A 19,325-nucleotide genomic window follows, 5' to 3' on the forward strand; every position below is an offset into this window, starting at 1 on the left:
CAACGATCGAGAGCAGAGGGGCACACGTGGCCGCTGGGGAGTACGAGGAACTGGACATCCCGCCGCAGTTCCAGACTCTCGCCGACCGTCACCGCCTCGAATACCGGCAGTCGCCACCCGGGATCGCGTTCTGCCTGGGCCTGGGCTCGACCCTGCTGGGTCTGCTGCTCAGCGTGGGCCCCGTGCAGCCCGGCGACCGGTGCGGCCGTGCTCCTCATTGCGGCCCGGGTGCCGCACCGGCGCATGCGAAGGCGGGAAGAGGAGCTGTACCGCGAGTACCTACAGTGGAAGAAGGGGCGGAGCGAGTAGCCAGCAGTGCACCGAGGGGTCGGGGTGGATCTGACGCTGATCATCATCCGCTGGCTGGCCGGTCCCGTGGCGTCTTCCTGCGTGAACTCGCCGCTGTATCCACCGACGGCGGCATCCTCCCCAACCGAAGCGGCCGGACGCCTGAGTCCGCGTCAGCAGGCCACGGCGGGACCGGTCGGGCTGATCGGCCGCCCGGCCAGGGCGAGCAGGCCGGGGGCGTCGTTGCGCAGCGCGAAGGTGCGTACCTCGGCGCGGGTCGCCCGTGCGCCCGCCGGGTCGCCGGCGCGGGTCAGCTCCGCCGCCGCGAGCGCGAGCGCCAACACCCGGTCGCTCACGTCCGGGATCCGCCCGTAGGTCTCGGCGGCGGCCAGGTGCAGCTCGGCGGAGCGCCGGTGGTCGCCGTCCGCCGCGGCCAGGGCCGCCGTCACGGTCCGCAGCGCCGCCTCCGACCAGGGCGTGCGGTGCCCGACCCGGCCCAGCATCGTGCGGACCCGCACGGCCGCGTCGCGACCGCTCAGGGCGGCGGCGTACGCGGCCGCGGCGATCCACTCACCGCTGGCCAGGGCCGGCACCGCCGACCAGCACCCGTCCAGCTCCTCGATCAGCTCCGCCGCCTCGGTGTCCCGCCCCTGCAACGCCCGACACAACGCGGCCATGCTCAGCATCGTCCAGAGCAGCCGGTGGAACCCGCTGCGCCGCGCGGTGTCCAACGCGTCGGTCAGGTCGTCCGGATCCTCGTCGTCACGCAGCACCAGCAGACAGCAGCGCAACCCGCGCACCTGCATGTCCCAGCTCCCGGTGGGCGTGTCCACGAACGCCTCCGCCGCCGCGAGGAGCCGGCCGAAGTCGCCGTCGAACCAGGCGCGCATCGCCTCCGCCGAGTAACTGGTGGTCAGGGTCTGACCGCTGGCGGTCCGCGCCGGCGCGGCCGAGAGCAGGGCGTTCGACCGCAGCCAGTCGCCCTCCTCGCGGATCGCCCAGGCGAGGTTCTGGGTGGCCCGGGGCAGCGCCAGCAGTTGACCGGCGCGGGCGAACTCGACGATCGCGTGCAGCTCGTCCAGGCCGACCCGGTCCCCGGACTGGTAGCGGGCGGTGGCCGCGGTGATCCGGGCGTTGGTGCGGGTCTCGGTCAGGCCCAACCGCTCGGCGATCTCGGCCGCCGTGTCCGCCGCCGCCACGGCCGGGTCCCGCTCGTAGTTGAGCATGTGCAGCCGGCCCATCTCGGCGTACGCGTCCGCCTTCTGCGGGGTGTCCGGTAGCGGCTCGAACAACTGCACCGCGCGGTCCAGGCAGGCCAACGCGTCGCCGCGGTCGGCCCGCAGCCAGGCGGCCTGGCCGAGCAGCGTCCACGCCCGGGCGGCGCAGGCGTTGTCGCCGTGCGACAGCAGCCGGTCGGCGAGGGTGTGCACCTGCTCCGGACCACCGCCGGAGAGGAACGCGTTGCCGTCCCGGTAGAACGAGATCTCGGTGCTCAGCAGCTCCAACTGGAGCCGGCCCACCGGGTCGCTGTCGTCGGCCAGGCCGAGTGCCCGGCCCGCGTGGCTGGCCGCCGCGTCCAACCCGTGCAGCGCGTACGCCCGCCGGGCCGCCCGGTGCAGCGCCTGCCGCGCCGGCCCGGCGTAGCGCTGCACCTGCATGCCCAGCGAGCGGGCGATCTCGTGCGCGGCCCAGCGGTGGTGGGCGAGCACCTCGGCCAGGTCGGTGTCGCGGGAGTGCGACAGCGCGTCGAGCCAGTCGGCGGCCCGCTCGTGGCGGGCCACCCGCTCGGTGCGCGGCAACCGCTGGTAGCAGACGTCACGGACCAGCACGTGGCGGAACCGGTACTCGGCCTGCCCGGCCATCGTCGACGCGGCCTGCTCGTGCACGAAGTCGCGCTGTTCGAGTCGGCGCAGCGAACGCTCGACCGACTCGATCTGTTGCCCGAGGGCGGCGGCGACCGCGCCGGGCCAGAACTGCACCCCGACCACCGACGCGGCGAGCAGCACCGCGCGGTCCTTGGCGTCCAGCAGGTCCACCCGGTTGGCGATCACCGCGTGCACGCTCTCCGGCATGGTCAGCTCAAGCTGCTTGTCCAGCGACCAGCCCCGCCCCGACTGGCGCAGCGCCCCCTGCTCGATCAGCATCCGGACGTACTCGTGGGCGTAGAGCGGGTTGCCGCCGGCCACCTCGATCAACGGGGTCAGCATGTCGGCGGAGAACGCGGCCTGGCCGAACAGGTGCGCGTACAGGGCGGCGATGCCGGTGTCGCGCAGTGGCGGCAGGGTGATCGTCACCGAGCCGGTGATCGACCCGGCCCAGCTCGGGTCCCGGTCGACGAGCTCCGGGCGGGCGGTGCAGAGCAGCAGCAGCGGCACGTCACGGGCCGCCGCCCCGAGCAGCTCCACGAAGCGCAGCATCGCGTCGTCGGCCCAGTGCAGGTCCTCGAAGACCAGCACGGTGGGACGCCGGACGGCAAGCGCCAGCAGGAAGCGACGCCACGCCGACTCCGCCTCCTCGGCCGGCAGCGGCGTGCCGGGCAGCCCGACCAGCGGGCGCAGCGCGTCCGCCACCCGGTCCCGTTCACCCGGGCCGATCAGCTCGCCCACGGCGGCGGTCAGCCGTTGCGCGGCGCTTGTCGCCGGGTCGGTGTCGAGGATGCCGGCCTCGGACTTCACGATGTCGGCGAGCGCGGCGAAGGTGACGTTCTCCCCGAACGGCGGGCAGCGCCCGGTGTGCCAGGTCAGCGGCTCGTCGACCAGCCGGCCGGTGTGCAGGTAGAGCTCGCGCAGCAGCCGGCTCTTGCCGATGCCGGCCCGGCCGAAGATGGTGACCACCTGCGGTCGCCTGTCGCGCAGCGACCGGTGCAGGGCGTTGACGAGCATCCCCAGCTCGTGTTCCCGGTCGACGAGCGGCGTGGTGTCCGGTTCCCGGTCGGTGGGTTGGCGACGCAGCGGGGACAGGGCGAGCCACACCTCGGTCGGCGACGACCGGCCGCGCAGGGTGACCGGGGGCTGCTCCTCGTAGCGGATCGCGTCCTTGGTGAGCGCGTGGGTGGTGCCGCAGACCAGCACCCCACCGGGTGGCGCGACCGACTGCATCCGGGAGGCCGTGTTGACCACGTCACCGGCCACGATGGCCTGTCCGCCGTCGCGCGCGGCGGCCACGTCGACAAGCGCCTCGCCGGTGGCCACCCCGACCCGGAACCGCATCTCGGTGCTGCCGGTCGGCGCGAACCGGGTGAGCACCCGTTGCAGCTCCAGACCGGCCCGTACGCAGCGCAGCGCGTCGGTCTCGGTGGCGATCGGGGCGCCGAAGAGCGCCATCACCGCGTCTCCGATGTATTTCTCCACCACCCCGCCGTACTGACCGACCACCCGGCGGGCGGCGGAGAAGAACCCGGTCTGCATGCCCCGGACCTGCTCCGGGTCGGTGCGCTCGACGTACGGCGTGAAGTCGATCAGGTCCACGAAGAGCACGCTCACCCGGCGGCGGTCCTCCTGCGGGGTGACCGTGGCCGGTCGGTCGGCGCCCGGCCGGGGCGACCCGCAGGACGTGCAGAAGGTGACGTCCGAGGCGAGCGGGCGCAGGCAGTGCGGGCACACGGCGCCCAGCTCGGCGCCGCAGCCGCCGCAGAAGCGGTCCCCGTCGGCGGCCGTGCGGCCACAGCGTCCACACTGCGCGGCGATGACATCCCCCAGAGGTGAACGGGTCGACGCCCATGGCGTCCCCTGCCCAGAATTATCGCCCCCGTCGGCCGCTGTCAGGTACCGGCCTGTTGGCTTGTGGACAGTCACCGAGGGTGCTGACCGACTAGATTCAGGCGGCCAGATATCGATCAGGGACCAGAGGGGGACAGGTCAATGGTGTACGTCAAGCTGGAGAGCGACTGGACCGACGGCAACGGGGTCAGCCACTCCGCGGGCGACTCGGTGGACGTCGACGCCGCCACGCTCGCCACGCTCCAGGCCGAGGGCATCGTCAGCGAGCAGACCCACGGCCCGGGTGGCGACGGCAAGGGCCCGGACAAGTGGGCCGGGCCGGGCAGCTCCGGGGCGTGACCCCACGCCGATGACGCCGAAACGGCCGGGTCGCCCACGGGGCGGCCCGGCCGTTTCGTGCTGCTCGGGTGAGGGGTCAGCGGTCGTTCATGCCGGCGCGGCGGCGCAGCGCGGCCACGTCGGTCACCACGATCCGGCGCCCCTCGGTACGCAGCCAGCCACGGCTGGCGAACGAACCGATCGCCTGGTTGACGCTCTGCCGGGAGCCACCCGCCATCTCGGCCAGTTGACTCTGGTTGAGCTCGATCGTGATCATCGGCGCCTGGCTCTCGCCCGCCAACCGGACGAGCGTCTTGGCCACCCGACCCGGCAGGTCGAGGAAGACGTGGTCGGCGTTCTGCTCGGTCAGCCGGCGGATCAGCCCGCCCAGCGAGCGCATCACCGCGTCCAGGATGCGCGGGTTGGAGTGCACCAGCTCCATGAACGCGCCGCGCGAGAGCGCGAGCGCCGCGCAGTCCTCGATGGCCTCGGCCGAGGCGGACCGGGTGGACGCGTCGAGCAGGGAGACCTCGCCGAGCACGTCCGGGGGACGGATCACCGACAGGACGGCCCGCTCACCCGTGGGTGCGGTGCGGAAGACGGCCACCGCACCGCGGCGCAACACGATGAGCGACTCACCCGGGTCGTTCTCCACGAAGAGCAACTGCCCCTTGCGGTAGGTGCGCGGAACGGCGGCGGCGATGACGCGCTGCCGCACCTCGGGCTCCAGACCAGCGAACATCTCGACACCCGTGAGCGCGTCACCCGGCTCCGGCAGGCGCATCTCCACGGCCCAACCCCTCCCCGGTCATGGACCACAAACTCGCTCACCGGGTGAACCTGATGGCCCTGACAAGGTGAACTGACACCGATTCGGCATCCGGTAGCGGTACACATCAGATCATGACGGTCCGGTCGCTTGCTGTACACCCCTCGAAGCACTTCCGTGACCGTCGCGAGCTGCCGCGTACCCTCGTTGAAGTGCCGATCCGGCCCGTCACCAGCGGTGCGGCGGCCCCGCCGGGCGCGGCCGGGCGGCGGTGGGCGAGGATGGTCGGAATGGTCTACCGCTATTTCTACGACTGCGAGTTCATCGAGGACGGCACCACCGTCGACCTCGTCTCGATAGGTGTCGTCGACGAGTACGGCCGCGAGTTCTACGCGGTCTCCACGGAGTTCGACGATTCCCGTGCCGTGCCCTGGGTCCGGCGCAACGTGCTGGACAAGCTGCCGTCCCCGGCGGACCGGGCCTGGCGGTCGCGCGAGCGCATCCGCGACGACCTGTTCGACTTCCTGGTCGAGCCCGTCCGGGACCGGCCGGGGGAGCAGTTGGAGCTGTGGGCCTGGTACGCCGCGTACGACCATGTGGTGCTCGCCCAGCTCTGGGGTGCGATGCCGGCGCTGCCCCGGGAGATTCCCCGTTACACCAAGGAGCTGCGGCAGCTCTGGGACGACAGCGGTCGGCCGACCCTGCCGGACGCCGACGCGGCCCGGCACGACGCTCTGGTCGATGCCCGGCACAACCTGGCCCGGTGGCGGGCGATGACGGCCGGCGGGCGATGACGATCCGCCGAGCGACGGTCGTACCGTCGTAGGTTTGACCGGTTCTGTCCCGGGCATCGGTTCGACCAGCCGAGCCGAGGGAGAGTGCCATGAGCAACCAGCCCACCAGCGCCGCCGAGGCGCGAGCCCGGGTCACCGAGCTGGCCCGGGCCGCGCGGATCTGCATGCTCACCACGACCGCCCTGGACGGGCGGCAGGTGAGCCGACCGATGGGGCTCCAGGAGGCCGAGTTCGACGGGGAGCTGTGGTTCTTCGCCCACGCCGACTCGGCGAAGGTCCGTCAGCTCCGGGTGAATCCGGAGGTGAACGTCGCCTTCTCCGACCAGAAGCACAACGCCTGGGTGTCGATCTCCGGCACCGCCACCGAGGGGCTCGACCGGGCGCGCGCCGAGCGGCTGTGGAACCCGCTGCTCAAGGCGTGGTTCCCCGACGGGCTGGACACCCCGGGGCTCACCCTGATCAAGGTGCACGCCAGCTCCGCCGAGTACTGGGACTCGGCGAACAGCGCCGTGGTCAACCTGCTCGGTTACGCGAAGGCCGCCGTCACCGGGCGGCCGCCGGAGGCCGGCGAGAACCACGAGGTGACGTTCTGAGCAGCGCTCGTCGGCCCGCCGGCCCGGGGCGCGCTGTCGTCGCACCGGCGGGCCGACTACAGTGCGCAGTGACGGCCCGCCCCGGGCCGGCAACGGCGCCGATGGTCTGATCTGACACATACCCTGGGGCAATTCGGGCTTTACCTGATGCTCCAGGAGGATGAGCGGATCATGCGTATCGGCGTGCTCACCGGCGGCGGCGACTGCCCAGGTCTCAACGCGGTCATCCGGGCGGTGGTCCGCAAGGGCGTCGCCACCTACGGTCACGAGTTCGTGGGCTTCCGGGACGGTTGGAAGGGCCCGCTGGAGGGTCTGTCCCGGCCCCTCGGCATCGCGGATGTCCGTGGCATCCTGCCCCGCGGCGGCACCATCCTCGGCTCGTCCCGGACCAACCCGTTCAAGATCGAGAACGGCGTCGAGCGGATCAAGGACAACCTCGCCGAGCAGGGTGTCGACGCGTTGATCGCGATCGGCGGCGAGGACACCCTCGGCGTGGCCACCAAGCTCTACGAGCTGGGTGTGCAGGTCGTCGGCGTGCCGAAGACGATCGACAACGACCTCGGCGCCACCGACTACACCTTCGGCTTCGACACCGCTGTCAACATCGCGATGGAGGCCATCGACCGCCTGCACACGACCGCGGAGAGCCACCACCGCACCCTGGTCGTCGAGGTGATGGGCCGGCACGCCGGCTGGATCGCCCTGCACGCCGGCCTGGCCGGCGGCGCCAACGTGATCCTGCTGCCCGAGCGGCAGTTCGACGTCGACCAGGTGGCCGGCTACGTCGAGAAGCGCTTCCAGCACCAGTACGCCCCGATCGTCGTGGTCGCCGAGGGCGCCCAGCCGCTGGACGGCCAGATGGTCCTCGCCAACCAGGAGCTGGACTCGTTCGGCCACGTCCGCCTCGGCGGCATCGGCCAGTGGCTCGCCGAGCAGCTGGAGGCCAAGACCGGCAAGGAGGCCCGCACCGTGGTGCTGGGTCACATCCAGCGCGGCGGCACCCCGACCGCCTTCGACCGGGTGCTCGCCACCCGCCTGGGCCTGCAGGCCATCGACGCGGTCAACGACGGCGACTGGGGCAAGATGGTCGCGATGCAGAGCACCGACATCGTCCGGGTGCCCCTCGCGGAGGCCACCCGCGAGCTGAAGACCGTGCCGCTGGAGCGGTACGTCGAGGCCGAGGTCTTCTTCGGCAGCTGATCGACAGTTGGCGGCACGGCGGGCCCGCGGGCCCGCCGTGCCACGACCAGACGCGAGGGGGTACGGGCCGACATGTCCGCCGGGGTGCACACGGTCGCGGTCATTGGCGCGGGCAAGATCGGCGAGCTGATGCTCTCCGGGCTGCTGCGCTCGGGATGGCCGGTGGACCGGCTGCTGGCCACCGCCCGCCGGCCGGCCCGCGCCGACGAACTGACCGCCCGCTACGGCGTACGGGTCGTCGACAACCTGACCGCGGTGGACGAGGCGGCGGTGCTCGCGGTCTCGGTGAAGCCGCAGGACGCCGCCGCGCTGCTCGACGAGATCGGCCCCAAGGTGCCGGCCGACAAGCTCGTCATCTCGCTCTGCGCCGGCCTGCCCACCAGCTTCTTCAACCGCCGGCTGCCCGAGGGCACCCCGGTGGTCCGGGTGATGACCAACACCCCGGCGCTCGTCGACGAGGCGATGACGGCGATCTCGGCGGGCGCGCACGCCACCGGGTCGCACCTGGCGCTCGCCGAGGAGATGTTCAAGCCCCTCGGCCAGACGATCCGGGTGCCCGAGTCACAGCAGGACGCCGTCACGGCGCTTTCCGGCTCCGGGCCCGCCTACTTCTACCTGCTGGTCGAGGCCATGATCGACGCGGGAATCCTGCTGGGGTTGCCCCGGCAGGTGGCGCACGAGCTCATCGTGCAGACCGCCATCGGTTCCGCCGTGATGCTGCGGGATTCCGGGGAGCACCCGGTCAAGCTGCGCGAGGCGGTCACCTCGCCGGCCGGCACCACCATCTCCGCGATCCGGGAGTTGGAGAAGCACGGCGTACGGGCGGCGCTGCTCGCCGCGCTGGAGGCCGCCCGGGATCGTGCCCGGGAGCTGGCCGCCCAGGCCGACTGACCCGCTGGCCGTTCGGGGTGGGACGGCCGCAAACCGGGTGGCCGTTGGGGTGCGTCGCGGGGCCGTGCGTGCCGCATACTGGCCCGGTGTTCACACTTGCCCAGGCCCGGCACCTGGTGGCCACCCTGCAGCCGCGCATCGACGAGCTGATCCGCGTCCGGGCCGACCTGACCGAGCTGCGCGTCGACCTGGCCGACCACGGTGTGAGCGCGCTCGGTGGGCTGGCCGAGGTCAAGGGGCTGGAAGCCCGACTGCACGCCGTCGTCGACGAGCTGCACCAGCACGACATCCAGGTCAAGGGCATCGCCCCGGTCCTGCTCGACTTTCCCGGCGAGCGCGACGGCCGTGCCGTGCTCTGGTGCTGGCTGGAGGGCGACTCCGACGTGCGCTGGTACCACCGTGCCGAGTGCGGCTTCGCCGGCCGCCGCCCGCTCTGACGCCGTCCGTCCGCCGGCCGCGCTGACCCGCCCCGTCCGCCGGCCGTGCTGACGCCGTGCGCCGCTTGCCGGCGGCGCGGAGGGTCAGGTTGAGCCCTTGATCCACTCGGGGTCTTGGAAGTCGCGGCATCAGGCCGTGCCGGACACCGCGACTTCCGGGAACCCGAGTGGATCAAGCCGGGCCGGGGGCGTCAAGCAGGGCCGGGGGCGGGGGCGTCAAGCCGGGCCGGGGGCGTCACGCCGTGCGGCGGGCGGCGGGGCGTGCGGTCAGCCCGCGGCGGAGTCCGGCAGCGCCGGGCTGACGGCCTCGGTCACCGCGAAGACGACCACGTTGTCCCGGTAGTGCCCCTTGCGCCGGTCGAAGTCGCCCCCGCAGGTGACCAGCCGCAACTCCGCTCCGGGCGTCGGACCGTAGACCGCGTCGGTCGGGAAGCTGTCCTTACGGGTACGCAGCGACCCGGTCACCCGGAACGCCAACCGCTGCCCGCCACGCCACACCTCGATCCGGTCGCCGGGCCGCAGCTCACCGAGCCGAGCGAACACCGCCGGGCCTCGTCGCGAGTCCAGGTGCCCGGCGAGCACAGCCGGGCCGGTGTCGCCGGGCGCCGGGCCGCCGCCGTACCAGCCGGCGGTGTCGAAGTCGGTGGGCGGAATCAGCGCGCCGGCGCGGTCCAGGCCCAACACGGTGAGCGCGGAGTCGACGTCGATGCGCGGTATGCGTACCCGGGTGGGTGCGGGACCGTGCGGCGCGGGCGTGGCGGCCACCGACGGGCAGTGGTCACCGCAGCCGGGGTGCCAGCTCGCCGCCGGCGGTGGCGGCGAGGCGGTGGTGGCCAACCCGACGCCGGTGCCGGCGGCGAGGCAGACCGCCGCGCCGGCCGCGACAAGCGCGGCCAGTGGCCGGCGGTCGCGGTGCCGACGGATCGACGGGTCCGGCCCGGCGTTCACCAGGTGGTGCGCCGCCGCCGACGCCAGAGCAGCAGGGCCACCGCGCCGGCGAGCGCGGCCAGAGCGCCGGCCACCAGGGGGTACGCGCCGAACCCGGTCGCGGCGGTGCCCCCGGCGCCGGTGTCCACCCCGCCGGCCGGGACGACGGCGCCGCCCTCGGCGTCGCGGCGCAACTCGGCGGTGAGCCCGCCCTGCTTCGCGTCGAGCACCAGCAGCGAGTAGACCGCGCCGCCGGTGAGCCGCACCTCGGCGTCGGTGCTCGGCCCGTCGGCGCCCGCCAGCCGCAGCCGCCAACTGCCCGGCTCGACCTGCTCGTACTCGGTCGTGGAGGCGAACTGCACGTCGTTGGCGATCATCGGACCGTTCGCGGCGGCCACGTCCAACACCGGGGTACGCACGGAAGCCTGCACGACGCGCACCTTGGCGCGGCCCTGCGTGGGCGCGCTGAGGTCGTCGTTGAGCACCCGCAGGCCCAGGTCCGCGTGTCGGCCGACGCCGGCCACCGTGTACGCGTCGCCGCTGGTGACCGCGACCTCGGTGGTAAGCACCGGGGGGTCGCTGGCGGGAGCGCCGGCCTCCCGCATCGCCACCGCGTACCGGCCCGGCGCCAGTTCCAGGTAGTCGGAGACCACGCCGTACCCGACCCCTTCGAAGACCTGTGGTTTCGTGGCGTTCGGGGCGGTCAGGTAGACGTCCACCGCCGGGGTGTCGGGGGAGAGGTGGGCGAGCCGGACGTATCCGACGGTGTCCGCCCCGGTCGCGGCGGTGGCCGGCGTCGGCGTGCCGGTGGCGGCCAGGGCGGTGCCGAGCAGGAGCGCGCCGGAGCCGGCCAGCAGCCGGCGGGTGGCGGTACGGAGCGTGTGCATCTCGCCTCCGGAAGCACGGTTGGTGAGCGGGCGGCAACCCAGAGAACAGAGTCCCGTTTACAGGACTCCAGCGCAAGTTGCCCACGCGATGTTTTCTGTCGCCGTCCCGACCCTCGCCCGCGTCGGCACGCAGGCGTGCGACGTCTCGCTACCGCTCCCGGACGGCGAGGAGGCCGAACAGGTCGGGGACTCCACCCGGGCCTTCCTCGGCGACCCGGACCAGCCGCAGGCCGGGCGGCCCGCAGAGGTCACGCCGCCCGCGTCCGCCGCCGCCCTTCGGGCCGCCGCACATCGTCGCGCTGGCCTATTCTCGGTCGATGCGAGATCGCCGGGTGGCGCTGGTGTGGACGGCCTTCGTCGTCGTCGCACTGGTGTCCTGCGTGCTCGTCCTGCGCCGCGACGACCGCCTCTCCGACCTGCACATCTACTACGGCGCACTGTCCGACCTGCACGCTGGCCGCCCGCTGTACGAGTTCCGGGCGGCCAACGGCGGGCCGTTCACCTACCCGCCGTTCGCCGCGCTCGTGCTGGGTCCGATCACCGCCGTGCCGGAGGGCGTACTCCGGGGGATCTGGCTGGTGGCGACGTGCGCGGCGGTCGTCGCCATCGCCGGGGCGGTGGGTGTCGCGCTGCACACCCGGCGGTCCCGGCGACCGCTTGTCGTGGCGGTGGCCGCCACCGTGCTGATGCTCTCCGCGCCGGTGCAGAGCAACCTGCGCTTCGGTCAGGTGAGCGTCTTCATCGTGCTGATGGCCCTGCTCGACGGGATGGGCGTCGGTCCGCCCCGGCTGCGCGGGATGCTGGTGGGGGTCGCCGCGGCGATCAAGCTGACCCCGCTGCTGTTCGTGGTCTACTTCCTCGCCACCGGCCGCTATCGTGACGCCGCCCGCGCGGTGGCGACATTCCTGGCCTGCGCGGGTCTCGCCGCGCTGGTGCTGCCCGCCGAGAGCGTGACGTACTGGACCGAGGCCGTGCGGCAGACCTCACGCATCGGCAACCTCGCCTCGCTGGGCAACCAGTCCCTGCACGGGATGTTGCTGCGCGTCGGCGTCGACGAGACGACGTTGCCCCTGCTCTGGGCCGGTCTGGTGGCACTCGTGTGCGCGGCGGCGCTGCTGCGGGCGCGACAGTTGGCGGCGCGGGGCCGCCCGGGTCACGCGGCCGTGCTCGTCGGTTGCGCCACCATCGCCGCGTCCCCGGTGTCCTGGACCCACCACCAGGTGTGGCCGGTGCTCGCCGCGATGCTGCTGATCGGCGCGTCCGGCGTCACCCAGCGGGCCGCCGGCGTGGGGCTGCTCGCCGCCATGGCCGTCTCGTTGGGCGCGGTCCTCAGCCCGGTGTCGACACGGCCGGGTGTGCAGTTCCTCTTCGAGAACGCCCGCGCGATCGGGGTGAGCCTGCTGTGCCTGGTCGGCTTCGGCGGTGTCGCGGTCGCCGCCCGCCGGACGTCGCGCCGGCCGACCGTCGGGCGGGGCTGGCTGCGGGTGGGCTGGCTGCGGGTGGGCTGGCTGCGGGTGGGCGTCACGGCCACGGTGGCGGTCGCGTTCTTCGCCGTGCAGCCGTTGCCCGCCGGGGCGGATCCCACCTTCAAGGCGTACGCCCTCGACGACGTGGTCAACCCGCGCTACTTCTTCGTCTGCCGTGGCCCGGTCGAGTGCGCCGCCTACGGCACCGGCGCGCCGGTCACCTTCGGCACCCGCGCCGAGAAGACGAAGGTCCGGGTCAACGGCGTGGTCTCCCCGCAGGTGAGCCGCCTGGAATACTATTCGGCGCCCGGCGGGGCGCCCCGGGCCATCCCGCTTCTCGACGCGTACCCGGGAAGCCGCACGTTCTCGTTCCGCTCGGCGAGCATGGCGCAGGGCCGGCTGGTCGCGTACGCCTCGGACGGCCGGCCGATCGCCAGCTACGACGAGGAGTTGGCCGCCGCCCTCCGTGCCACCACCCGGTGACGGGGGAGGGCGGCGGCGTCGCTCAACGGGTCGCGGCGGCCAGGGCGGCGCGCAGCTTCTCCGCGTCGCCCGGTGCCGGGTGCTCCCAGTCGGTGGGGCTGGCGGAGTAGAGCGTGCCGTACGCCGGGGTGTCCGGCTGGTAGCGCCACCCCTCGGCGAGCGGGCCGGCGTCCACCGCGTCGTAGCCGATCCGGTCCAGGAAGGCCGTCACCTCGGCCTTCGCGGCGGCGTCGTCACCGGCGATCGCGAGGGCGCTGCGGTCGGTAGCGCCGGCCGGCCGGGGGAGCGCGGCGAGACCCTTGTAGTAGATGTTGTTGAAGACCTTGACGACCCGGGACTCCGGCAGGTGCCGCTGGAGCAACTCGCTGCTCGTGGTCTCGCCCGAGTCCAGTTCCGGGAAGGTCCCGTCGCGCTGCGGGTAGTAGTTGTTGGTGTCGATGACGACCTTGCCGGCCAGCGGTTCCACGGGCACCGCGCGGTACGCCTTCAGCGGCACCGTGACCACCACCAGGTCGCCGACCTGCGCCGCGTCCTGTGCCGTGCCGGCGCCGGCGTGCTCGCCCAGCTCGTCGACCAGATCCTTGAGCGTCTCCGGGCCGCGCGAGTTGCTCAGCACCACGTCGTAGCCGGCGTCCACGGCCAGCCGGGCCAGGGTGCCGCCGATGTTGCCGCTGCCGATCAGTCCCACAGTTGTCATGTTGGTTCCCAACTCCGTCCACCCGCGACGCATTCCCGACCAGTCCGGTGGGTAATTCCGGTTGCCGCGCGAGCCGGCAACATCGCGCTCGATCCTGAATCTAGTGGCATCCGAAAGGTGGGGGGCCATTACGTCCACGATCGAGCGCGATCAAGGTGGGGCCAGGCGTGTCCGGCCGACTGGCCTTCAGGCGGGGAGGGCCTTGTCGATTGCGGCCTGGAGGTCGGCGTCGTCGGGGGTGACCGTGGGGGCGAAGCGGGCGGCGACCGTGCCGTCCGGGGCCACCAGGAACTTCTCGAAGTTCCACCGGACGTCCCCGGTGTGCCCGTCGGCGTCCGGGGTGTCCACGAGCGCGGTGTAGAGCGGGTGCCGGTTCGGGCCGTTGACGTCGACCTTCTCGGTCAGCGGGAAGGTCACCCCGTAGTTGACCTGGCAGAAGTCGCTGATCTCGGCGGCGCTGCCCGGCTCCTGGCCGGCGAACTGGTTGCACGGCACCCCGAGCACCACCAGGCCGCGCTCGGCATAGGAGTCGGCGAGCGTCTGGAGGCCGGCGTACTGCGGGGTGAGGCCGCAGCGGGAGGCCACGTTGACGACCAGCAGGGCCTTGCCGCGGTAGCGGGCCAGCTCGGCGGGGCCGCCGTTGAGGGCGTCGATCGGGATGTCGAAGACGGTCATGGCCCGAGGCTACGCGCCGACCGTGTGGTGGCCCGGAGGCGGGCGGAGCGGGTGTAATCCGCCCATCACCGCAAATCGAAACATGCACATCTTGACGAAGTGATGACGCCGTGAGTACCGTCTCACCATCTCTTTTGGAAAGTTTCCTAACAGTTCGGGAGACGCCTCATGAAAAGATCGCTCCGCCGGGCCCTCTGGGCCGGTGCCGTGGTCGCCGTGACCGTCGCAGCGGTGCCGATGACCACCGCGTTCGGCGCCGGCAGTGTCACCACCACGTTCACCAGAGCACAGGACTGGGGGACCGGTCACGAGACGAGGGTGACCGTCACCAACGGGTCGAGTGCCGCCGTCGCCACCTGGCGCATCGAGTTCGACCTGCCGTCGGGCACCACCATCAGCAGCGCCTGGGACGCCGACGTGACGAGCAGCGGCAACCACTACGTCGCGGTCAAGAAGAGCTGGGCCGGCGGCCTCGCCCCGGGTGCCTCGTTCAGCTGGGGTTACAACGGCAGCGGCGCCTACAAGGCGCCGCTGAACTGCACAGTCAACGGCGCGCCCTGCGGCGGCGGCACCCCCACCAGCCCGCCGACCACGAGCGCACCGACCACCGCGCCGCCGACCACCGCGCCGCCGACCACGGCGCCGCCCACCACGGCGCCGCCGACCACCACCCCGCCGAACCCGGGCGGCAAGAAGGTCGTCGGCTACTTCGCCGAGTGGGGGGTCTACGGGCGCAACTACCACGTCAAGAACATCCAGACCAGCGGCTCGGCCGCCAAGCTGACCCACATCCTGTACGCCTTCGGCAACACCACCGGCGGCCGCTGCGCCATCGGTGACAGCTACGCCGACTACGAGAAGGCGTACACGGCGGCGGACAGCGTGGACGGCGTCGCCGACACGTGGGACCAGCCGCTGCGCGGCAGCTTCAACCAGCTCCGCAAGCTCAAGCAGCTGAACCCGCACCTCAAGGTGATCTGGTCGTTCGGCGGCTGGACCTGGTCCGGCGGCTTCACCCAGGCCGCACAGAACCCGGCCGCGTTCGCCGAGAGCTGCTACAACCTGGTCGAGGACCCGCGCTGGGCGGACGTCTTCGACGGCATCGACGTCGACTGGGAGTACCCGAACGCCTGCGGTCTGACCTGCGACACCAGCGGCCCGAACGCGTTCAAGAACGTGATCGGCGCGCTGCGGTCGAAGTTCGGGTCCAGCGCCCTGGTCACCGCGGCCATCACCGCGGACGGCAGCAACGGCGGCAAGATCGACGCCACCGACTACGCCGGCGCCATCGGCAATCTCAACTGGCTGATGCCGATGACCTACGACTACTTCGGGGCGTTCGCCGCCCAGGGCCCCACCGCCCCGCACTCCCCGCTCACCTCGTACACCGGCATCCCGCAGCAGGGCTTCAACTCCGACGCGGCGATCCAGAAGCTCAAGAGCAAGGGCGTCCCGGCCAACAAGCTGCTGCTCGGCATCGGCTTCTACGGCCGCGGCTGGACCGGTGTCACCCAGGCCGCACCGGGTGGCAGCGCCACCGGGGCGGCGCCGGGCACCTACGAGGCGGGCATCGAGGACTACAAGGTCCTCAAGAACACCTGCCCGGCCACCGGCACGGTCGCCGGCACCGCGTACGCCAAGTGCGGCAACAACTGGTGGAGCTACGACACCCCGTCGACGATCAACGGCAAGATGACGTACGCGAACAACCAGGGCCTCGGTGGCGCGTTCTTCTGGGAGCTCTCCGGTGACACGAGCAACGGCGAACTCATCGGCGCCATCAAGGGCGGTCTCGGCTGAGTCGCAGGCCGGCGCACCACCCACACGCTGGGGAGGAGCCCGCACCGCTCCTCCCCACCGGTGAGACGACGGCCCGGTCGACGCCAAGCGTCGGCCGGGTCGCCGTCGTTGGGGTCTGGGCAGCTCGATGTGACAGACTCGCGGCGCGGCAGGTCTCGATCTCACCGTCGAGGAGGTGGTCATGCGCCCGACCCACCGCAGGCTCGCGGCAACCGCCGCCGGGCTGGTGCTGCTGCCGGCCGCCCTGGTCGGCTGCGGGATCGGCCACGACGACAAGGTCAAGCCGCCGGCCGCACCCGCGCCCAACCCCGCCGAGGAGGCCACCACCCGCTCCCGGGAGCGCGTGCAGGCATACCTCGACGCGATGACCGCGAAGGACGTCGCCGCCGGCCGGAGTCAGCTCTGCGCCCTCCTGCACGACGCCTTCGACCTGGCCGCCACCAGCCCCAACGGCGACTTCGCCGATCACTTCCAGGTGCCCGAGGCGGCCATCACCGACATCCGGTCCGGTCCGCTCGGCCAGGAGGTGAGCGTCTCGGTCTCGGTCACCGCCGGCAAGGTCACCGTCGCCCGGCCGCTGGTGTTCACGGTGACCCGTCAGGGCAGCGACTGGTGCATCGCCGGGGAGTCGCCGGGCGGCGAGGCCGCCACGCCGACGCCGACCGGGGCCGTCCCGACCCGCGCGTCCTGACCATCGTCCGGCGGGTTGATCTCCCATCTGCCGGAACCGTCCCCCTCGCCCCCCGCGCGCCCCGACCGTCGCCGTACGCTTTCTGTCATGCGCCATGAGTGGCATCAGCTGAGCCATCCCGCGGTAAGCAGCCCGGGCCTGCAGACCAGTCGACCGACAGCCGACTCCGCCGAGGACGCCGCGCTCGGCCTGGACCGGTGGCGGGAGCTGCCCCGCGAGCAGGTCCCGCCGTGGTCCGACCCGGCGGCCGTCGCGGCGGTCTGCAAGGTCCTCGACACCGTGCCGTCGGTCGTCGCGCCCTACGAGGTGGACCAGCTCCGGCAGAAGCTCGCCCTGGTCTGCGAGGGCAAGGCGTTCCTGCTCCAGGGCGGTGACTGCGCGGAGACGTTCGTCGACAACACCGAGAGCCACCTGCTGGCCAACGCCCGCACCCTGCTCCAGATGGCGATCGTGCTCACCTACGGCGCGTCGCTGCCGGTGGTCAAGGTCGCCCGGGTCGCCGGGCAGTACACCAAGCCCCGCTCACTGCCCACCGACGCCCGGGGTCTGCCCGCGTACCGCGGCGACATGATCAATTCGCTGGAGACCGATCCGGTCGCCCGGGTCGCCGACCCGCAGCGCATGATCCGGGCGTACGCCAACTCGGCGGCGGCGATGAACATGCTCCGGGCGTACCTCGCCGGCGGGCTCGCCGACCTGCACGCCGTGCACGACTGGAACAAGGGCTTCGTGAAGACCTCCCCGGCGGGGGAGCGCTACGAGGCGATCGCCCGGGAGATCGACCGGGCGATCGCCTTCATCCGGGCCTGCGGGATGACCGAGGACGACGCGCTGCGGACGGTCACGCTCTACTGCTCCCACGAGGCCCTGGCCCTGGAGTACGACCGGGCGCTCACCCGGGTCTCCGACCGCCGGGCGTACGGGCTCTCCGGGCACTTCCTCTGGATCGGCGAGCGCACCCGGCAGATCAGCGGCGCGCACATCGACTTCATCTCCCGGATCGCCAACCCGATCGGCGTCAAGCTCGGCCCGACCACCTCGCCGGACGAGGCGATCGAGCTGTGCGAGAAGCTCAACCCGGACAACATCCCCGGCCGGCTCACCCTGATCAGCCGGATGGGCAACCACCGGGTACGCGACGCCCTGCCGCCGATCGTCGCCAAGGTCACCGCCGCCGGCGCGAAGGTGGTCTGGCAGTGCGACCCGATGCACGGCAACACGCACGAGTCGTCGAACGGCTACAAGACCCGGCACTTCGACCGCATCGTCGACGAGGTGCTCGGCTACTTCGAGGTGCACCGGGGGCTGGACACCCACCCCGGTGGCCTGCACGTCGAGCTGACCGGCGAGGACGTCACCGAGTGCCTCGGCGGCGCCCAGGGCATCGAGGACCTCGACCTGCCCGACCGGTACGAGACCGCCTGCGACCCCCGACTCAACACCCAGCAGTCGTTGGAGTTGGCGTTCCTGGTCGCGGAGATGCTCCGTGGCTGACGCGAGGAGTGAGCTTGCGAGCCCCGCAGTCGGCAGCCGAAGGGACAACAGTGGCTGACGCGCGGAGTGAGCTTGCGAGCCCCGCGGTCGGCAGCCGAAGGGATGACCGTGGCTGATCTGTTCGTGGACCTGCGCTCCGACACGGTGACCCGGCCCACGGCCGGGATGCGGGAGGCGATGGCCACCGCCGAGGTCGGTGACGACGTCTACGGCGAGGACCCGACAGTCAACGCGCTGGAGGCCGAGGTCGCCGCGCTGTTCGGGCACGAGGCGGCGCTGTTCGCCCCGAGCGGGTCGATGGCCAACCAGATCGCCCTGCAACTGCTGGTGTCGCCCGGCGACGAGCTGCTCTGCGACGCCGACGCGCACGTGGTCACGTACGAGATCGGCGCCGCTGCCGCGTACGGCGGGATTTCCTCGCGGACCTGGCCCGCGGTCGGCGCGGACATCGACCCGGAGAGGGTGGCCGCGATGATCCGGCCGGACGGCTACTTCGCCGTCCCCACCCGCGCGATCGCCGTCGAACAGACCCACAACCGCGGCGGTGGCGGGGTGATCCCGCTGGCCACCCTGCGGGACCTGCGCGGCGTCGCCGACGACGCCGCCGTCGCGTTGCACTGCGACGGCGCCCGGATCTGGCACGCGCACGTCGCCGACGGGGTGCCCCTGATCGAGTACGGGCGGCTCTTCGACACGCTGTCGGTGTGTCTGTCCAAGGGCCTCGGCGCCCCGGTCGGCTCGCTGGTGGTGGGCAGCGCGGAGAAGATCGAGCGGGCCCGGATGATCCGTAAGCGGATGGGCGGCGGCATGCGTCAGGCCGGCATCCTCGCCGCCGCCGGCCGGTACGCGCTCGCGCACCACATCGACCGGCTGGCCGACGATCACGCGAGGGCGGCCCGGCTCGCCGAGACCGTCGCGCCGTTCGGGGTGCTGGCCACCACGGCCCGCACCAACCTGGTCGCACTCGACCTGACGAAGCACGCACTCGACGCGCGTGCCCTGGCCGCCGCCGCGCGGGCCGAGGGCGTACTCGTCTCGGTGCTCGGCCCCCGCACCGCCCGCCTGGTCACCCACCTCGGCCTCGACGACGCGGACATCGACCGAGCGGTCGCAGCCCTACCCCGCATCCTCGCCAAGTCCTAACCCCACCCCCACCCCCGCCCCCGGGCCTTACCGCTGTTGATCATGGGGTTATT

General features: G+C 72.6%; 17 protein-coding genes. 11 read left to right on the forward strand and 6 right to left on the reverse strand.

Annotation, left to right across the window (positions count from 1 at the left end):
* Nucleotides 1-461: 461 nt before the first annotated feature.
* Entirely contained in the window at nt 462-3,986 is a 3,525-nt protein-coding gene (locus tag ACPXBU_RS24245) for an adenylate/guanylate cyclase domain-containing protein (protein WP_425759862.1), read from the reverse strand.
* A 162-nt stretch (nt 3,987-4,148) separates the two neighbouring features.
* On the opposite strand from ACPXBU_RS24245, the gene ACPXBU_RS24250 reads away from it, so the two are divergent.
* Nucleotides 4,149-4,346 (forward strand): hypothetical protein, encoded by a 198-nt coding sequence (locus ACPXBU_RS24250; RefSeq protein ID WP_393363505.1) that lies wholly within the window; start codon nt 4,149-4,151, stop codon nt 4,344-4,346.
* Between the two features lie 76 nt (nt 4,347-4,422).
* Here ACPXBU_RS24250 and ACPXBU_RS24255 read toward each other — a convergent pair whose 3' ends face one another.
* The gene (locus ACPXBU_RS24255) at nt 4,423-5,115 is read right to left on the reverse strand and encodes a Crp/Fnr family transcriptional regulator (RefSeq protein ID WP_007463121.1); all 693 of its coding nucleotides are present in this window, start codon (nt 5,113-5,115) and stop codon (nt 4,423-4,425) included.
* A gap of 269 nt (nt 5,116-5,384) precedes the next feature.
* Between ACPXBU_RS24255 and ACPXBU_RS24260 the strand changes: the two genes are divergently transcribed.
* The 5 genes from ACPXBU_RS24260 (at nt 5,385) to ACPXBU_RS24280 (ending at nt 9,009) form a co-directional block, all read left to right on the forward strand.
* Nucleotides 5,385-5,888: a polyadenylate-specific 3'-exoribonuclease AS gene (locus ACPXBU_RS24260; protein ID WP_393364515.1), complete on the forward strand. Its 504-nt coding sequence runs from the start codon at nt 5,385-5,387 to the stop codon at nt 5,886-5,888.
* 89 nt (nt 5,889-5,977) lie between these two features.
* The gene (locus tag ACPXBU_RS24265; protein ID WP_393363502.1) at nt 5,978-6,481 is read left to right on the forward strand and encodes a pyridoxamine 5'-phosphate oxidase family protein; all 504 of its coding nucleotides are present in this window, start codon (nt 5,978-5,980) and stop codon (nt 6,479-6,481) included.
* 171 nt (nt 6,482-6,652) lie between these two features.
* Complete coding sequence (locus tag ACPXBU_RS24270) at nt 6,653-7,681, forward strand: 6-phosphofructokinase (RefSeq protein WP_393364513.1); 1,029 nt, start codon at nt 6,653-6,655, stop codon at nt 7,679-7,681.
* Between the two features lie 72 nt (nt 7,682-7,753).
* Complete coding sequence (proC, locus tag ACPXBU_RS24275; RefSeq protein ID WP_425759792.1) at nt 7,754-8,572, forward strand: pyrroline-5-carboxylate reductase; 819 nt, start codon at nt 7,754-7,756, stop codon at nt 8,570-8,572.
* A gap of 86 nt (nt 8,573-8,658) precedes the next feature.
* Complete coding sequence (locus ACPXBU_RS24280; RefSeq protein WP_393363496.1) at nt 8,659-9,009, forward strand: DUF2203 domain-containing protein; 351 nt, start codon at nt 8,659-8,661, stop codon at nt 9,007-9,009.
* Nucleotides 9,010-9,276: 267 nt separating this feature from the next.
* Here the strand turns inward: ACPXBU_RS24280 and ACPXBU_RS24285 are convergent, their stop codons facing one another.
* Both ACPXBU_RS24285 and ACPXBU_RS24290 read right to left on the reverse strand, forming a co-directional pair.
* Nucleotides 9,277-9,957, reverse strand: coding sequence for a class F sortase (locus tag ACPXBU_RS24285; RefSeq protein WP_425759793.1), 681 nt, complete (start codon nt 9,955-9,957; stop codon nt 9,277-9,279).
* Complete coding sequence (locus ACPXBU_RS24290; protein ID WP_425759794.1) at nt 9,954-10,823, reverse strand: DUF4397 domain-containing protein; 870 nt, start codon at nt 10,821-10,823, stop codon at nt 9,954-9,956. The genes ACPXBU_RS24285 and ACPXBU_RS24290 overlap by 4 nt, the downstream gene beginning before the upstream one ends.
* 317 nt (nt 10,824-11,140) lie before the next feature.
* On the opposite strand from ACPXBU_RS24290, the gene ACPXBU_RS24295 reads away from it, so the two are divergent.
* Entirely contained in the window at nt 11,141-12,772 is a 1,632-nt protein-coding gene (locus ACPXBU_RS24295) for a glycosyltransferase 87 family protein (protein WP_425759795.1), read from the forward strand.
* A gap of 22 nt (nt 12,773-12,794) precedes the next feature.
* On the opposite strand, the gene ACPXBU_RS24300 is transcribed toward ACPXBU_RS24295, so the two are convergent.
* Together ACPXBU_RS24300 and ACPXBU_RS24305 are read right to left on the reverse strand one after the other, a co-directional pair.
* On the reverse strand, nt 12,795-13,469 hold the full coding sequence (locus ACPXBU_RS24300; RefSeq protein WP_425759796.1) for an NADPH-dependent F420 reductase: 675 nt from the start codon (nt 13,467-13,469) through the stop codon (nt 12,795-12,797).
* A gap of 186 nt (nt 13,470-13,655) precedes the next feature.
* The gene (locus ACPXBU_RS24305) at nt 13,656-14,144 is read right to left on the reverse strand and encodes a glutathione peroxidase (protein WP_425759797.1); all 489 of its coding nucleotides are present in this window, start codon (nt 14,142-14,144) and stop codon (nt 13,656-13,658) included.
* Nucleotides 14,145-14,312: 168 nt separating this feature from the next.
* On the opposite strand from ACPXBU_RS24305, the gene ACPXBU_RS24310 reads away from it, so the two are divergent.
* The 4 genes from ACPXBU_RS24310 (at nt 14,313) to ACPXBU_RS24325 (ending at nt 19,272) form a co-directional block, all read left to right on the forward strand.
* Complete coding sequence (locus tag ACPXBU_RS24310) at nt 14,313-15,944, forward strand: glycosyl hydrolase family 18 protein (RefSeq protein ID WP_425759799.1); 1,632 nt, start codon at nt 14,313-14,315, stop codon at nt 15,942-15,944.
* Between the two features lie 181 nt (nt 15,945-16,125).
* Nucleotides 16,126-16,635: a hypothetical protein gene (locus ACPXBU_RS24315; RefSeq protein WP_393363473.1), complete on the forward strand. Its 510-nt coding sequence runs from the start codon at nt 16,126-16,128 to the stop codon at nt 16,633-16,635.
* Nucleotides 16,636-16,722: 87 nt separating this feature from the next.
* Entirely contained in the window at nt 16,723-18,129 is a 1,407-nt protein-coding gene (locus tag ACPXBU_RS24320; RefSeq protein ID WP_393363470.1) for a class II 3-deoxy-7-phosphoheptulonate synthase, read from the forward strand.
* Between the two features lie 102 nt (nt 18,130-18,231).
* Nucleotides 18,232-19,272 (forward strand): threonine aldolase family protein, encoded by a 1,041-nt coding sequence (locus ACPXBU_RS24325; protein ID WP_425759801.1) that lies wholly within the window; start codon nt 18,232-18,234, stop codon nt 19,270-19,272.
* The last annotated feature ends 53 nt before the right edge of the window (nt 19,273-19,325 follow it).

Origin of the sequence: Micromonospora sp. DT231 (assembly GCF_049847025.1) — a bacterium.
Taxonomy (GTDB): Bacteria; Actinomycetota; Actinomycetes; order Mycobacteriales; family Micromonosporaceae; genus Micromonospora.

Excerpts from the sequence above, each read along its gene's own strand:
- ACPXBU_RS24305 (WP_425759797.1), bottom strand. The coding sequence starts at position 14,144 with ATGACCGTCTTCGACATCCCGATCGACGCCCTCAACGGCGGCCCCGCC.
- ACPXBU_RS24265 (WP_393363502.1), top strand. The coding sequence starts at position 5,978 with ATGAGCAACCAGCCCACCAGCGCCGCCGAGGCGCGAGCCCGGGTCACC.
- ACPXBU_RS24300 (WP_425759796.1), bottom strand. The coding sequence starts at position 13,469 with ATGACAACTGTGGGACTGATCGGCAGCGGCAACATCGGCGGCACCCTG.
- ACPXBU_RS24320 (WP_393363470.1), top strand. The coding sequence starts at position 16,723 with ATGCGCCATGAGTGGCATCAGCTGAGCCATCCCGCGGTAAGCAGCCCG.
- ACPXBU_RS24250 (WP_393363505.1), top strand. The coding sequence starts at position 4,149 with ATGGTGTACGTCAAGCTGGAGAGCGACTGGACCGACGGCAACGGGGTC.
- ACPXBU_RS24295 (WP_425759795.1), top strand. The coding sequence starts at position 11,141 with ATGCGAGATCGCCGGGTGGCGCTGGTGTGGACGGCCTTCGTCGTCGTC.
- ACPXBU_RS24270 (WP_393364513.1), top strand. The coding sequence starts at position 6,653 with ATGCGTATCGGCGTGCTCACCGGCGGCGGCGACTGCCCAGGTCTCAAC.
- ACPXBU_RS24290 (WP_425759794.1), bottom strand. The coding sequence starts at position 10,823 with ATGCACACGCTCCGTACCGCCACCCGCCGGCTGCTGGCCGGCTCCGGC.
- ACPXBU_RS24315 (WP_393363473.1), top strand. The coding sequence starts at position 16,126 with ATGCGCCCGACCCACCGCAGGCTCGCGGCAACCGCCGCCGGGCTGGTG.
- ACPXBU_RS24260 (WP_393364515.1), top strand. The coding sequence starts at position 5,385 with ATGGTCTACCGCTATTTCTACGACTGCGAGTTCATCGAGGACGGCACC.
- proC (WP_425759792.1), top strand. The coding sequence starts at position 7,754 with ATGTCCGCCGGGGTGCACACGGTCGCGGTCATTGGCGCGGGCAAGATC.
- ACPXBU_RS24310 (WP_425759799.1), top strand. The coding sequence starts at position 14,313 with ATGAAAAGATCGCTCCGCCGGGCCCTCTGGGCCGGTGCCGTGGTCGCC.
- ACPXBU_RS24325 (WP_425759801.1), top strand. The coding sequence starts at position 18,232 with ATGACCGTGGCTGATCTGTTCGTGGACCTGCGCTCCGACACGGTGACC.